This is a genomic window from Pedobacter terrae, assembly GCF_036946585.1.
Classification (GTDB): Bacteria; Bacteroidota; Bacteroidia; order Sphingobacteriales; family Sphingobacteriaceae; genus Pedobacter; species Pedobacter terrae_C.
In genome coordinates this window covers 337,433-353,793 of the sequence record NZ_JAQIIV010000001.1, presented here as the reverse complement: position 1 = coordinate 353,793, position 16,361 = coordinate 337,433, and the positions used below count along the sequence as shown (strand labels likewise).

The following is a 16,361-nucleotide window of genomic DNA, read 5'->3' as shown; positions in this document are numbered from 1 at the left end:
ATAAATTTTAATCATGAAAAGAAACTTGGTGAAACTAGGTATGGCTGTGCTATGCTTTGCATTAGGACTGAAAACTTTTGCACAACAAAAACTAACTCTACCTGATAGCAATAATTACATCATTAACGATAGTGTGATGATTAAAACGAAATACGGCATTACTTTATCTGCTGTAGTGGTGAGGAAAAAAGGTCTGCCACAGAAATTGCCTGCAGCACTCTTCTATTTTATCTACTCCAACACCAATAGAAGTTTGAAGGAAGCTAAATATGCGGCCGATCACGGTTATATTGGTATCGTGGCCGATGCAAGAGGAAAACGGCTCAGTCCAGATATACCGGCGCCTTATGAACATGAAGTTAAAGATGTAAATGCCGTTATCGATTGGATTGTTAAACAATCGTGGAGCGATGGCAGGGTAGGGATGTACGGCGGAAGTTATTCGGGTTTTGCGCAATGGGCTGCAGCTAAACACCTGCATCCAGCTCTAAAAACCATAGTACCCTATGTTGCGGCTATTCCAGGACTTGGTTTACCCATGGAAAATAATGTTTTTTTAAGTGCCAATTATCAATGGGCTTTCTATGTTACTAATAATAAATATACTGATGATACCATAAATAACGACCATACTCGTTGGCGCGATATGCGGAACAATTGGTGGGAAAGTGGAGCCGCCTATAATAAGATTGATAGCATTGATGGGAAACCAAACCCATGGCTGCAGAAGTGGCTCAGCCATCCCGATTACGATGCCTATTGGCAATCGATGATACCCTATCGAAAAGATTTTAAACACATTAATATTCCGGTGCTCAGTATTACCGGCTATTACGATGACGGACAGGTTTCTGCATTAGAATACCTCCGTGAGCATTACAAGTACAATCCGTTGGCCGAGCATTATTTAATTATTGGCCCTTACGATCATTTTGGATCACAAGTAGGTGGAATACCTTACTTGAGAGGTTATCAAGTGGATACAATAGCGTTGATCAACACCCGCGAAATCACTTTTAAGTGGTTCGATTATATTTTTAAAAATGGAAATAAGCCTGTATTATTAAAAAATAAAATAAATTTTGAGGTAATGGGGCTCAATAAGTGGAGGCATGCTCCTTCATTGACAAAGATGGAAGATTATCACATCAGGTTTTATTTAGATAGCACTACTAACGGTACGACGCTGTCGGCACAAAAGCCAACCAAAGTAGTTTTTATGCATCAGCAGATCGATCTGGCAGACAGAACCACATTCTACAATGATTATTATCCTAATCCAATCATCAAAAAGGAAATCGACAAGTCAAACGGGCTGTTTTTTGTTACTGAACCATTTAACCAGGCAGCTTCCGTATCAGGTGCGTTACAGGGACAGCTTAAAGCCATCATCAATAAAAAAGATATGGATGTTGGTTTGGTTTTGTACGAAATTACGCCCGATGGTGAATATTTTCAGCTTTCTTACTATTTAGGAAGAGCCAGTTACGCATATGATATGAGTAAAAGATGCTTACTCAAACCAGGTAAATTAGCAACCATACCTTTTTATAGATCAAGAGTATTCAGTAAACAGCTGCAAAAAGGTAGCAGGCTACTTTTGGTGCTTAACATTGATAAAAATCCTTTTGCAGAGATTAATTATGGAACGGGTAAGGAAGTGAGTAGAGAAACGATAAAAGATGCAGGAGCTTCACTCCAGATTAAATGGTGTACACAAAGTTTTATTGAACTTGGTTGCTCATTAGATGCGAAAAGTTTGTTTTAATCTATCAGGCCTGGACTTGCCATCCAGACCTGACTGCTATGCATTTGTAATCAGTTTACTCACATGGCTTTCGTTAACTAGGCCAAATTCTGCAGCAATTTGTTTTAATCCAAATCTTTCGCTTGCTATCCGTTGTCTGATTAAATTTTTACGGTAATCATTAATATATTGACGTAGGGTTATACCTGTATTTCTTTTAAAGTAAGGGACTATATATCTTCTGAAAGCTTAAAATGTGCAGCCATTATGTTGCTTTTAAATTTTTAGGTTGATAAATGTTTTTGTGCAGGTAACAGAAGATGGCTTGCATGTCTTTTGAGCGTTCTGTGCTAATTCTAACTTCAGGAATGTTGACGGCGGACATATGCCTCCTGAGTTCAATATAGATCAGCAACAGTTTCTGGAGACTCAACAAAAAGGTAAAAAATGGAATTGGTCTGCACTCCGGCCATCGGTGGTTGCAGGTGCTGCATTGGGCAATCCTATGAATTTGATTTGGCGATCTGATCCGTTGGAATGATCTATGGCCTAAAATTTCAGTTTATTTCAAATGGATGCTGCCCCTCCACTTCAAATGCCTTTGCAAACCATTATGGCAGATAAATCGGCAATATGAAACAGATGCAGAAAAAACATAACTTGGTAAAACACAATTATAAAGGGGTATCTTCTTGGGGCCTTTGGCGACTTTGTTTTTTCATGGGACTATGATTTCTTCTCAGACAGTACCAAAGCCAGGCGAGTGGGCTTTCATGAGTATATCGATACCGAGAAAGTGTTTTTTGATCTGTTTGATGAACTTAAAAACAAAAGGGTTATTCCAAATTAGGCAACATTCATCTTTTAATTAAGGTACAGATGCAATTTTTTGTGAATTTTGGGAGCTTTTTAAAAAATGTTTTAGTGCTAGACATTAAAGGCGCGTTTATTCGTAGTAGTTATTCGGTAGGCTATTATTTAACCTATCGCTATTCTGCTTTTATAAAGAACTAATATCCCAATAAAGTAAGATATTTGCAGCTTCCAATAATTTAACTGATGAAGCCTTACCTGCAACTTTTCGATTTTTCAAAGAAGATCAACTACAAAACCGAAATTCTTGCTGGTTTAACGGTAGCCATGACCATGATTCCCGAATCGTTGTCATTTGCTATTCTTGCCGGTTTCCCTCCTTTAACGGGTTTATATGCTGCTTTTATAATGGGCCTGGTTACTGCTGTTTTAGGCGGTCGGCCAGGACTGGTATCTGGCGGGGCAGGTGCAACGGTAATTGTACTTATTGCATTAATGAAAAGCCAGGGTATAGAATATGTTTTTGCAGCGGTGGCTTTAGCAGGTCTAATTCAAATTGTGGTGGGCTTGTTTAAATTGGGCAAATTTGTTAGGTTAGTTCCACAGCCCGTTATGTTCGGTTTTGTTAATGGTTTAGCAGTTATTATTTTCCTATCGCAGTTAGCGCAGTTTAAAACGCTGGTAAATGGCAAGGTTGAATGGCTCAGCGGTATTGCTTTATATATTATGCTGGCTTTGGTATTGCTTACAGTGGCCATAGTGATTATTCTGCCAAAGATTACCAAAGCTATTCCGTCCTCTTTGGTGGCTATAATTGTGGTTTTCCTTATTGTATTTGGTTTCGGTATTGATACCAAACTGGTTAAGGATATTGCTTCGGTGCATGGTGGTTTTCCATCTTTTCATATTCCGAAAGTGCCGCTAAATCTGGACATGCTCAAAATCATTTTTCCTTATTCCCTCATTATGGCTGGTGTAGGCTTAACAGAGGGTTTGCTAACATTAAACCTGGTTGATGAAATGACGGCAACGAAAGGTAATGGCAATAGGGAGAGTATTGCACAAGGTATTGCCAATATCACCAATGGCTTTTTTACGGGTATGGGCGGTTGTCCTATGATTGCCCAAACATTGGTAAACCTTTCAGCGGGTGCCAGGGCGAGGTTATCGGGCATTATTGCGGCCTTAACCATTTTGCTTATCATTTTGGTGGGAGCCCCGGTAATCGATCGTGTACCGATGGCCGCTTTGGTTGGTGTAATGATGATGGTTGCCATTGGTACTTTTGAATGGATGAGTTTTAAGGTAATCAATAAAATGCCTGTGCAGGATATTATCATTGGTATTATGGTGGCTGTGATTACCATTTGGCTGCATAATCTGGCTTTGGCCGTACTTATTGGTGTAATAATTTCGGCACTTGTTTTTGCCTGGGAAAGCGCTAAACGGATAAGTGCCAATGAACATACCGATGTTAATGGTGTAAAAACTTATGAAGTATACGGCCCTTTGTTTTTTGGGTCAGTTACTCATTTTAATGAACTGTTTAATATTAGCCAGGATCCTCAACAGATTATTATTGATTTTAGGCACAGCCGTGTTTTCGATATGTCTGGTATCGATGCGCTGAATAAACTAACAGAACGTTACCGTTCGGTGGATAAAAAACTTCAGTTAAAACATTTAAGTAGCGACTGTAAGCGCCTGCTCAATAATGCTGATCAGATTATAGCAGTAAATATTATAGAAGATCCCATCTATATGGTAGCAACCGAAAAATAAAATAAGGTAATTTTCCTTCTATGGCTTAAGCTAACTTAATTAACAATGGGCCATATGATGGCAAGGGCGTGCCGGTATCTGATCAGCAATTCTCCAAATTTCCTGTTTTGACTAAAACGTTTAAGTGTTTCGGCCGAATTGTAACAAAAAAATGTTCAATTTATTGTGTTAATAGATTGAAAAAGTGCTTACATGCTGTTTTTTAAGCTGTTGCTTTAACAATAAATGCTAGTAATATTTGTTTTTTACCTGTCGATTTGACATTTATTTTATCATAATTAAATATTATTACCCTATTTAATAAAAATTTCATAAAAATGACAATTTGTTATTAAAACGTTTTAGCATATTATATATTTGAATTAACCAAATAACTAAATTTATGAGAATTCCTAACTATTATTATCCAAGTGCCTGTCCTTTAAACTTAAGACATGTCTTGCCGTTTCTGAAAAAATAAGTTTTAGCAATCATTTTTTTACCAATTAAAAGATCCATTAACTATGCGATACTTATGGGCGTGCCTTGCTTTTTTTGCAGCGTTTACGTTAAACGTTTTACCTAATCATGCTGCAGGCAAAAAAAATCATAAAGGCCTTACAATTAACTATTTGATCTTTCAGGATACAACTAAAATAAAGATCGTATCGCTTAAAGACTCCTTGAGAAAAGATAGTCTTGAACAGATCAGGAAAAAGACACTTTATAACAAATTGTCTGGGGGTATACAAAAAGATACCAGGGATTTGGCGCTCTTCCCAGCCATATCATTGCAACAGAATTTAAAAGGGAATTTTGCAGGTCTTTATGTTCAGGAACCCTCTGGTGAGCCTGGTTCTATGCAGAACATGTTTATAAGAGGGGCTGCAATGCCATTATTATCTAAGAAGGATCTGTACGATGCCCAGCCACTGGTCGTGCTTGACGGGATTCCTTTGGTAAGGGAGCATCCTTTTGCCTTTGATATACAACAATTCGATTTCAATAGGATTGGTCCGGCTACTAATCTCCTGGCTGGCATCGATATGAACAATATTGCATCAGTGGAAGTGCTTAAAGATTTAGGTTCAACCTCTATTTATGGGCCAAGAGGTGTTAATGGGGTAATCGTTTTAACTTCTAAAACAGCCGTTGGTAGATACCGCGCCATATCTTTCAATTCTTATATCGGCATGGTGCAAAAGCCATTCGTAAATACCATCAACGGTAAATATGAAAATGACTTTAGACAACGCTTTTATGGCGTGTATACCACAAATGGCAGGTATTCTGATGATGAAGAGTACCCGGTGTATTTAAGCGATTCGCTAAACAATGTATATAGTGGAAAATCAGACTGGACCGATTTGTACTATAAAAATGCATTGGTATATGGTATTAACTTCTCGCTCGCAGGTGGTACCGATAGGGCTAACTTCAGGTTTGCATTAGGTAATACTAAAAGTGCGGGTGTAGCCGATCAAACCGGGATAGATCGCTATAGTGCAACTTTCAATATCAATATGAAGCCAACCAAATGGTTGCTGTTTTCAACCATGATTAATGCAAACCGCTTAAACCGCGATAGAAATAAAACCTTGCGCGACCGCTTTGCACAACTTAATTATTTCCCTGATTTAAGTGCGCCGCTCCCGCCAAATAAAGATTTCTATGGTTCATATCTCCAACAGTACAAGAAAGGTTTTGATGATAACAAAACAAATTCCATTCAAGGTTATGCCAAATTAGAAGGAACTTTTGGCCAGTTTAAGGTTACATCATCATTTAACGCCGATTATAGTGAGGGTTACAGAGATGTTTTTTATGCCCGAACACTCTTACAGGGGAACAGTTACGCATCCAATTACTACGGATTTAGCCAAAGGTTAATGATGGATAACAAGGCAACTTACGATTTAAACCTGAATAAAGTTCACGATTTTCATTTTGCTATAGGGCAAACCATGCAGTGGGATATTTATAAGTACAGCAATGCCTACGCTTACAAAGGTGTTAATGATTATATTAAAATCAACTTGCTTGATTCTAAACCTAAAAATGATGATGGGTCAGATAACGGAGGTTATTTAACACCCGTGGCTTTTCCAAGAGAATTAACTTATCGGTTTTTAGATAAAACGGAAGATAACTTATTGTCTTTCTATGGAAAAGCCGATTATTCATTCGCTGATAAATACTTCGTATCAGCCATATTACGTTTAGACGGCTCTTCAAACGCACAGCCCACAAGCCGTTGGTTTTATTCGCCAACGATTTCAGCGGCCTGGAACCTCAAAAACGAATTTTTGAAAGATAACAGCTTCGTTGATGATTTGGTATTGCGTGCAAGTGTGGGTAGAATGGGACGTACATTCAGTTACGACAATTATACACAAGGGCCACAGTACACAGCTTCAGTGGGTTATACCGGTAATTTAACGGTACCAGGATATAATGCCTTTGGGGTATTAACCCGCCCTTACCAGTTCGGTTGGGTAGGTTACGGTGTGCCTTGGTCGTATTCAGATCAACTGAATGTTGGTGCTGATGTAGCGATGTTAAAAAATCGTCTGCATGTTTCTGTTGATCTTTATAGCAAAACCGATAAAAATCAATTGATTGGTATCCCTGCTTATGCAGAATATGGTTATAAACAAGCCATCGAAAGTGGCATGTCTGTAAATAACATGGGCATCGATTTTACCGTAAACGCGCAAGTCATTGCAAAAAGTAAATTCTCCTGGAATTCGGCTTTAAATTTCAATCATAATGCTAACCAATTAAAAGCATTGCCTAGAGGGTTGGATCAGTTGGTGGTGGGTAACAGGTTTTTGAAAGTTGGCCAACCGGTAGATCAATATTGGTTACTGGAAAATAATGGCATTTATACAGCAGATGCCGACGTGCCAACGGTTAATGGACAAAAGTTAAAGTATAAAGGAATTGTTTTAAAGGCAGGTGATCCACGCTGGAAAGATCAAAATGGAGATAATACCATTGATGATAACGATAAAGTGTTAAAAGGCCACTCATTACCAACCCTTTCAGGTGGATTTGATAACAACTTTAGGTATGGCAACTGGAGTTTGGGTACCAGCTTCTACTTTAATTTAGGCAGAAAGCTAATCAACCAGGAAATGGCTAACCGTTTTGATTTTGTTAACCGCGAAGGTAATACCGATATCAGTTCTGTTAAAGAAATTACTTTCTGGGAGAAACGTGGCGATTATTCAAAATATCCACTTTACAATCCCTGGAGTACGGTAATCCCGTATCGTGCAGATCAGGACCTCTTCTTAGAGAGTGCTTCATTCTTAAAATTAAGACAGGTTTCATTGGGTTACGAGCTGGGTAATCTGCTAAGTAAGAAGAACATTAAAATCAATAAATTCTTCGTGTACGGAGCAGTAAGCAATATTTTCACCATCACGCCTTACACTGGTCAAGATCCCGAACTGGTTAACTACGATGGTATTGATACCGGTTATGGTCAACCTATTCCGAGAACTTACACACTGGGTGTTAAAATGGAGCTATAAGATGAAAACAAGAACGAACAAAACATCAAGTAAGATGAAAAATACATTTTACACACTACTGGTTTCTGTAATAGCTTTTTCGAGCTGTAATAAAGCTTTAGAAACCGATTCAACCAGGGTTGTAGGTGAAAAAAATGCCTGGAATACGGTTGAGGATGCCCGATCCGGAATTCTGGGTGTATATGCGTTAACGCGTGCTGCATTATCAGATAACAATGGTCACTGGATTTATGGCGACGTAAGAACAGGAGAGTTTTTGAGTCCGAAAAGACAGGATTTGAAGGCGGTAATTGGCAATAATTTAAATGCCGCATACCCTGTAATGGAGGCGTTATCTGATTGGACAAGGTTTTTCGCCATTGTAAACGGTGCCAATGTTTTCCTGGAAAATATAGCGCATGTAAAAGAAACCGATAAACGCTACACCAGCAATAACATGACCGTGGATATTGCACAAGCCAGGTTTCTAAGGGCTTTTGCCTATTTTTACATGGTGAGAATCTGGGGCGATGTCCCATTCATTACCTCATCAGATGAAGGTAAATTTACCAATAAACCCCGCGAAAGCCAGGCCAGGATTTTAGCATGGGCTGAACAGGAAATGCTAAAAGCAGCAGCTGATCTGCCGTTTATTTATAGCGGTGGCGATGTGCAGCAGCCAACTGATTATTACAATGAAACTTCAGGAAGATGGGGCGGTGCTTTGGCCACAAAAGTTACGGTATATGCGGTTTTAGCTCATTTGGCAGCCTGGAATGGCGATTATACCAGCGTTTCTAAATATGCCAAGTTTGTTGAAGATAATTATGGCAGAAGCGCCGGCGGTTTTACCGGAAGTGCCGACTTATCGAACTCTAATGGATTTTTTTATAATAAAAATACCAGACAGATGTTCGGTTTCAACTCGGATTATGGTCATGTAGATGGTTCGTCAACCGGCCATATTGAAGAGTTGACTTTGGCTGAACCGGTGATGACCAAGTCTGTTCCGGACATCTACCTTCCAAAAGATTCGATCCTGAAATATTTCAATCTCCCAAAAGATCAAAGGTTTGCGGTTGATACTTTAGGCCAGGCCAAATACGATGGAAGATATTTTACCAACCTCAACGGTAAGTATCCCATTTTCAGCAAAATCAAAGTAATCCAGGGCGGAGGCACTGATCCAAACTTCAGGTATTTTACCAGCGCTTTGGTTTTTACCCGCCTAGAGGATATCATTCTGCTGCGTGCTGAAGCACTATCCGTATTAGGTGATCAAAATGGGGCACTAAGTGAATTGGCAATTGTTCAGGCCAGAAGGTTTGAAGAGGGTACCACGTTCTCTTTCAATCTGTCCCAGGATGATATTATAAAACTAATCTTTGAGGAGCGCCACCGCGAATTGTTGGGCGAAGGCTCCAGGTGGTATGATCTGATCCGTTATAACAAGATTAAACAGAATGACGCCAAATTCATGAACCTCATTAATTCTGGTGGCATCTATTGGCCAATATCCAGAAAGCTCCTCTCTCAAAATAGTTTATTAACCCAAAATGCTTACTGGCGCTAATGATCACGGATATGAAAAATTCAATAAAATATAAAGGCGCATTGGCAATCCTGTCATTGCTAACGCTAATCAATTCAGCCTGCAAAAAGAATGGAGGATTTTATGATGCACCAGATCAGAATGTAACCTATGCCGGCAATACATACGATTATTTAAAAAGCAAACCGGGTGTTTTCGATTCGCTTATTGTAGCGATTGACAGGATGGGTTTGAAAAAAACATTAACTGATAGCAATGTTACGCTGTTTGCCGTAAGCAATCCAAGCTTTCAACTGGCTTTACGGAATTTAAATACATTAAGGAAACTATCTGATAAAGATCCACTTTTTTTGGCCAATATTGATGCTGTTCAGTTGGATACAATGACCTCATATTACATTATAAGAGGCAACAAAACAACTGATTCGTTAAAGCTTCAGGATGGTTTAGATCTAAAAAGTGTACGTATTGGTTATCCGATGCATGCAAGTTTAACCAAAATATCTGCTTCGGGCCAGGTTGGTGCCGGACCGGAGATCATTAATTTCGACAATACTAAAAAAAGCAAATTTATTCGTAATTGGGCAACCAGTACTACGTCATCAAATAACATTAAAACCAAAAATGGTATTGTGCATGTAATTAGTGCCGATCATGTATTTGGGTTTAATGAATTCGTTACCCGTTTGACTTTTGTACCGCCACCACCAAACCTTTACCTCGAAATTGGCGGGATATTTTCGTCCAACCGTGAAAACGGTGGAGGTATAACCAGTGGAGAAAATTCAAGAAAAGTAATTGATGGTGATGACCATACTAAATTCCTGGCCGATTTACAGGGCGAACTATGGATGAGGTTTGAACTTAAAACACCTGCTGTATCATCTGTATATACCTTAACTTCTGCAAATGATGCGAACGAGAGAGATCCAAAAGCCTGGACTTACGAAGGATCTATGGATGGCTCGAACTGGGTAGAACTGGATAGAAGGTCTAATTTCTTCTTCGAAGAAAGATATCAGCAAAAGGTATTTAGGTGTACCAATACAGTGGCTTACAAATTTTACCGCATTGTGATCACCGAGCTTAGAAATAGCGGCACATTCCAGCTGGCTGAGTTTACCATAAACAAAACGAAATAAATGATGCGAAATAGAAACATTAAACTAAATAGTCCGATGAAATCGATCATATATAAATATTTTGCGCTCCTTTTACTCGCGACGACTCTTTTTGGCTGTAAAAAGATATTCAATTTACCTGATGAGAAAGATTACATCAGCAACAATGTAAACTTTAGCAATAAAATTCTGGAGCCAATCATTGGAAGGACCAATCTTATCGGCGGCTTTAACAGCGATAACTCAACCAATCCGATAACGTTTGAAATTGTAAATGTAAGGTTTGGTGACGGAAAGCCAGTGAACGATCTTTTTACAGCTGCACCAACTTACGTATGGACAGCTCCTTATACCGGGCTGGAAAAAAGCCTGGCCGAAATTGAGGCAAAAAGAAAAATCGAAACGCATCCCATATTCGAAATACGTTCATCAGGTGAGTTTATTTTATGGCCATCGGCAACTAACCAGATCCTGAAACCCCGTCCCACAGATAGCACAAACTTTGCTCAAGATACCCGCTTTTTCGATGTAAAAGTTAAAAATTCAGGGGGCGAGCGTTTGATCAGAGATTTTCAGATCAGACCATTCAGAGAGCGCCCTTACGAACCATCGAATGATTTTAATGCCTACACCGGTTTGCCAGCGCCAGATCCAAAATTTCCGTTAGACAAAAAACTGAGGGACTATATCCGTCCTTATCTGAATAATGTAATTGGTGCAACTTCAAGCTTGAACTTAGTGAGCAACAATGATAAAAAAGACGCAGTTGTGTACATTCGGCCGCTTACAACTGGAGGTAACGGACATTCCTTACGCATCGTGGTTTTGGGCAAAGATTCTTTACCGATCGATCCGAAGTTTTTCAACGAAACAGTTTGGGATAAGATGATCCATGGGTTCAATATTCAAAAAACCGACATGTATGTGCAGTATGATGTTGCTTATCCAATTCCATTGGTGGAAATCCCTACATCTTATGCCAGAGGTGGATCAAGGGCAAAAGCAGAACTGAGTTATTCCCGGATCGGTTTTGGGGGTACACGTACAGTGAGCAGTTTCGGTGTCGATTTCGCTATTTATAAAGCCGGCGACTGGGAAATCGTTTTTCATTTCAAAAATGAGAACCCAAAATTTGCTAACGAATAGTTGATCAATAAAGTTAATTACGATGAAAAGAAATATACTTTTATATACATTACTTATAGTATGTATTATATGTTGTACGAATGCCTATTCGCAAGAAAAAAATATTATTGTAAATGGCAGGGTGCTCGATAAAGATACAAAACAAGGGGTGCCGGGTGTATCAGTTGTTTTGCAAAGTACAAACAAAGGCTTAACGCAAACCAATGGCGATGGAAAGTTTTCGGTTAATGTACCAATTGGCGAAACACTTTTATTTAAATTTTTAGGGTACAATACCGCATCAGCCAAAATTACGGGGCAAACCAATATTACGGTAACTATTAGCGAGAACCGTAAAGATTTGAATGATGTAATTATTGTGGCTTACCAGAACAGGCCAAAAGAAACCACCGCCGGATCGGTAACGGTACTTAGCGGTAAAGACGTATCTGATGTTCCGGTATCAAACATTGAAACGCTTTTACAGGGCAAGGTTCCGGGTTTAAATATTCAGAACAATACCGGCGCTCCGGGTTTCAGGGGGTCGGTACAGCTTCGTGGTTTATCAAGCTTAAGTATTTCGGGTAGCGGAAACGAGTCATTTTTACAGCCTACATCGCCATTATACATCATAGATGGTGTGCCTTTAGATGCAGATAAAGCAGCAGAGTTTGGTTTTCAAACGCAGGGCCCCGGCGTGAGTCCGCTCTCATTGATCCCTCAGGAAGATATCGAAAATATCCAGATCCTGAAAGATGCGCAAGCCACTTCCATGTATGGGTCAAGAGGGGCCTATGGGGTAATTATTATCACCACCAAAAGAGGTAACTCTAAAGTGCCGCGCATTAAATATGTCTCGAACTTCTTCGTAAATGCTCCGCCTAAATTACGCGAAACATTAGGCGGTAATTCCGAACGTCAGTTAAAAATCCAGCAGATAATTTTAAACGCAGAAACCATTAACCAGATTAGGGGAATCAGCAATACACCTTTCCTTGCCGATAGTTTAAATGCCTATTACAATAACTCTACCGATTGGCAGGATGTATTTTACCAAACTACCTTTAACCAAAGTCATAACCTGGCCTTAGACGGTGGTGACCAAAAATTCAATTACAAAGCCAATATGGGTTATTATGCTGAAAAGGGAGTAATTAAAAACACAGGTTATGATCGTTACAATTTAAACATGAATATGGAGTTTAAACCGAACGATAAATTTAGGTTTTTTGGTTTCGTTAATGGCTCTGTGGGTAAACAGAATAAAGGTAATGGTGCGGGCTTACTCCAATCGGGGGTAGCTTCAAACGGTCAGGCATCAACACTTTTGCCACCTCCGTCTTTTTATCAGGCTTCTGGTGGAGTGTTATCTGCTTTGCAAACGCTTAACGATAATAACTCCAGAAATCTAAGGGCAAATATCGATGCCCGTTACGAATTTATACCAGGTTTGGCAGCATCCTCTACCTTAAGCTACGATTATACATCAGATACCGAAACTACATTTACACCGGCTGCGGCTAATGGATCTTTTGCCAAGCTTTATGATTATAACGGTAGAAATTTTCAGTTGTATAATAGAAATGCCATCACCTATGCTAAAACATTAGGCGAAAAGCACAATTTCTTTATCAATACCTTTAACGAAATTTATAAACTGGGTGCCCAATCATCCATCAGCAGACAGGAAAGAATTCCCAATGATCAGCTACAGGGGCCGGTTGGATTTGATGGATATTACTCAAGAGGTGGTGGTGTTTTAGGTACCTACAAAAACGGTACAATTGCCTCTTTTGCAGGATCACTATCTTACGATTACGACAAAAAATACGTGGCTGAATTTTCTTACCGTTTAGATGGTACTTCATCAAGTGGTTTGGAAAATCCATATTCTAAAAACTCTTCAGTAGGTTTAAGGTGGAATTTTAATAAAGAAAACTGGTTAATTGATCAGAAGTGGCTGGACTATGGTAGTTTAAGGTTAACGTGGGGCCAAAACATTGTACCTACAGGTAATCTTCAAAGTATTTATGGTATTTACAACCTAAATGGAAATTACAACAATACGCAAACCATTGGTATCGATTACGATTTAATCCCAAATCCTGCCTTAAAGCCAACCACTACCAGTCAATACAACATTGGTTTTGATATTGGTTTCCTAAACAGATTCTCGATCGTTGTAGATAGTTATTTCAAAAAGGTTGATAATTTACTGTTTGATCGTGTTTTGTCAAATACTACAGGTTTTAATAAACTGGCGAGTAACGATTTAGGTATAGCCAACTATGGTACCGAGGTCAACTTAATCGTGAAAGCTATTACCAGCAAGGATTTCGATTTATCTTTTTCAATAAATGGTGCGTATAACCGTGATGTGCTGTTAAAATTGCCTGAGGAGTATAACGGGCAGTATATCCGCTTTGATGGTTCTGGTTACCTGCAGCATAATGTTTTTCGTGTAGGTAGAAATACCCTATCAAACTATTTGCGGATTAATCAGGGGGTTTACAAAACAGATGCAGATGTACCGGTGGATCCGGTTACCGGAAAAAGATACCAGACCAACAATACCTTCTTTTATGGTGGTGACCCGATTTTGAAAGATGTAAACGGCGATTATATTCTGGATGGAAGGGATTATGAAATTACCGGAAACTCACAGCCATTATTAACCGGTGGTTTATCCCTAACTATGAGGTATAAAAAGTGGGGGTTAAATGTATATGCCAGTTATACCGCTGATAGAACAATCTTAAATAATGCGCTGGCAGATCGTATTGCCATCATGAGAGATCCTTATGCATTGAACGCGGTAGTACCATTAGGTGATTTAAATATCTGGCAGCGCCCTGGTGATGTAGCTAAATATCCATATCCTTATGATTTTGCCCGTTATGGCAGCATTCAACCATTAAGGGCAGATCAAACCTTATGGCAGGAAAGTGGGAGTTATCTAAAAATTAACAATTTAACGCTTTCTTATATGTTCGATAAGAAGATGATCCAAAGATTTGGGTTGGCCAATTTAAGAGTATTTGCTTCAACCAATAACTTAATTACATTTTCTAAGTATAGTGGCCCCAATCCGGAAAACGTAACCTCATTAGGCCGTGATATTTCAAATGGTTATCCTGTACCACGTACCTATAACATTGGTTTAAACTTAGAACTTAATACAGGCAATTAAAATATTTATTATGAAAAAAGTTATTATTTACACTTTGGTTATTACAGCATGTTTTTGCTTGCCTTCATGTAAAAAGTTTTTAAACATACAGCCTTTAGATAAATTAACAGGAAACAACTATTTCCAATCTAAAGAAGATGTGGTTGCCAATATTTATGATTTGTCGAGGATTGTTTTTAGCAAAATAAACGAAACACATTATGTTGGCGCAGTAGGAGAATATAGATCGGGCGAAGTATTGCACGAAAGCCAATCTGATAATGCTCCTTCCCGTGAATACGTAGAGTATTTGGGTAGAAACGATCTGTTAAACCTGATCAGAAGAGGGCAGCCCTGGGATTATTACAACTTTGACAGAATAACAGATTGGAGTGGTTATTACAGGGCAATTCAGGGAGCTAATATTTTGATTTCGAAATTAGAAGAAGGAGTGCCTGGTGTTACCGAAACAGAAAAAGGACAGTTTAAAGCCGAAGCCGCATTCATCCGCTCGCTTTGTTACTTCACAATGGTTCGGTTATTTGGCGACGTAGTATATTATACCGATGCATTTCACTCAACAGCACTACCCCGCGAAAATTTTGTATCCGTATTAAATAAATGTATTGCCGATTTAAATAGTTATAAAAACCAGATTCCATTTACCTATGGGGACCCTGCTTTAAAAGGTGTTCGTGCCAGCAGGGGTAGTATTATTGCCTTGATGATGGAAATGAATATGTGGAATGCAGGTTTCGACGGCGCTAATGCAAAAAAATATTATCAAGCCACCGCAGATTTAGGGAAGGAACTGGTTGCCAGTAATGCCTATCGCTTATTACCACTTTCAGATTGGTCTACAGTGATAAAAGGCCGTTCAGATGAAAGCTTATTCGAATTTTATCAGAGTATAAATTATGGTGATGCCGTACTGAATGTAGCACCTATTGCCGACATGTTTTTGCATTATCCATACAAACGGCCAGAATATACCCACCGCGTAAGTTTTGCTTATTACCGTGGGGAATACATGCAGAAACTTTTTCAGGACGGTGGCGACAAAAGGATCACGACCTGGTTTAACGAAGATATTTTTGCTGACAATGGCAAGTTCATGATGTTAAAATATGCCAAGAACTCTTTTATAGTAGGAGAGGAAGATGCCAATCCGGATAATACCTTTATGATCTTCAGGTATGGAGGGGAACTTCTGCTTGCGGCAGAAGCCCTGGCAAATATCGACGAAGATGCCGAGGCCATAAAACTTGTAAATATGGTAAGGAACCGCGCTGGTGCATCTCCTTATACCTCTTCAAACGGTGATCTTAAAGAATTTATTTTTTATGAACGTTCAAGGGAACTGATTGGCGAAGGACATCATTACTTCGATTTGGTGAGAACGAAAAGAATCTTGAACAGTCAGTACGCTTACAACGTGCTTACATCCGATAAATTTAGTCGTGGTGCCTGGACCTGGCCAATTAATCAAAATGCACTAAATAACAACCCCTTTATGAAATTGAATGATTACTGGGTTAATGGTGGTAATTAATTT

At 39.1% G+C, this 16,361-nt stretch carries 8 protein-coding genes; all 8 read left to right on the top strand.

Features of this window, described 5'->3' with window-relative positions; translation table 11 throughout:
* Positions 1-13: 13 nt before the first annotated feature.
* Complete coding sequence (locus tag PGN18_RS01485; protein WP_335317598.1) at positions 14-1,768, top strand: CocE/NonD family hydrolase; 1,755 nt, start codon at positions 14-16, stop codon at positions 1,766-1,768.
* A 1,038-nt stretch (positions 1,769-2,806) separates the two neighbouring features.
* Positions 2,807-4,342 carry a SulP family inorganic anion transporter gene (locus PGN18_RS01480; RefSeq protein WP_335317597.1) on the top strand — a complete coding sequence of 512 codons (1,536 nt, stop codon included), beginning with the start codon at positions 2,807-2,809 and terminating at the stop codon, positions 4,340-4,342.
* A gap of 662 nt (positions 4,343-5,004) precedes the next feature.
* Positions 5,005-7,860, top strand: a complete 2,856-nt coding sequence (locus PGN18_RS01475; protein ID WP_335317596.1) for a SusC/RagA family TonB-linked outer membrane protein — start codon at positions 5,005-5,007, stop codon at positions 7,858-7,860.
* A 34-nt stretch (positions 7,861-7,894) separates the two neighbouring features.
* Positions 7,895-9,412, top strand: a complete 1,518-nt coding sequence (locus PGN18_RS01470; protein WP_335317595.1) for a RagB/SusD family nutrient uptake outer membrane protein — start codon at positions 7,895-7,897, stop codon at positions 9,410-9,412.
* A gap of 11 nt (positions 9,413-9,423) precedes the next feature.
* Positions 9,424-10,533 (top strand): discoidin domain-containing protein, encoded by a 1,110-nt coding sequence (locus tag PGN18_RS01465; protein WP_335317594.1) that lies wholly within the window; start codon positions 9,424-9,426, stop codon positions 10,531-10,533.
* Complete coding sequence (locus PGN18_RS01460; RefSeq protein ID WP_335317593.1) at positions 10,534-11,658, top strand: DUF5007 domain-containing protein; 1,125 nt, start codon at positions 10,534-10,536, stop codon at positions 11,656-11,658.
* Positions 11,659-11,680: 22 nt separating this feature from the next.
* Entirely contained in the window at positions 11,681-14,827 is a 3,147-nt protein-coding gene (locus PGN18_RS01455) for a SusC/RagA family TonB-linked outer membrane protein (RefSeq protein WP_335317592.1), read from the top strand.
* Between the two features lie 10 nt (positions 14,828-14,837).
* Complete coding sequence (locus tag PGN18_RS01450) at positions 14,838-16,358, top strand: RagB/SusD family nutrient uptake outer membrane protein (RefSeq protein WP_335317591.1); 1,521 nt, start codon at positions 14,838-14,840, stop codon at positions 16,356-16,358.
* The last annotated feature ends 3 nt before the right edge of the window (positions 16,359-16,361 follow it).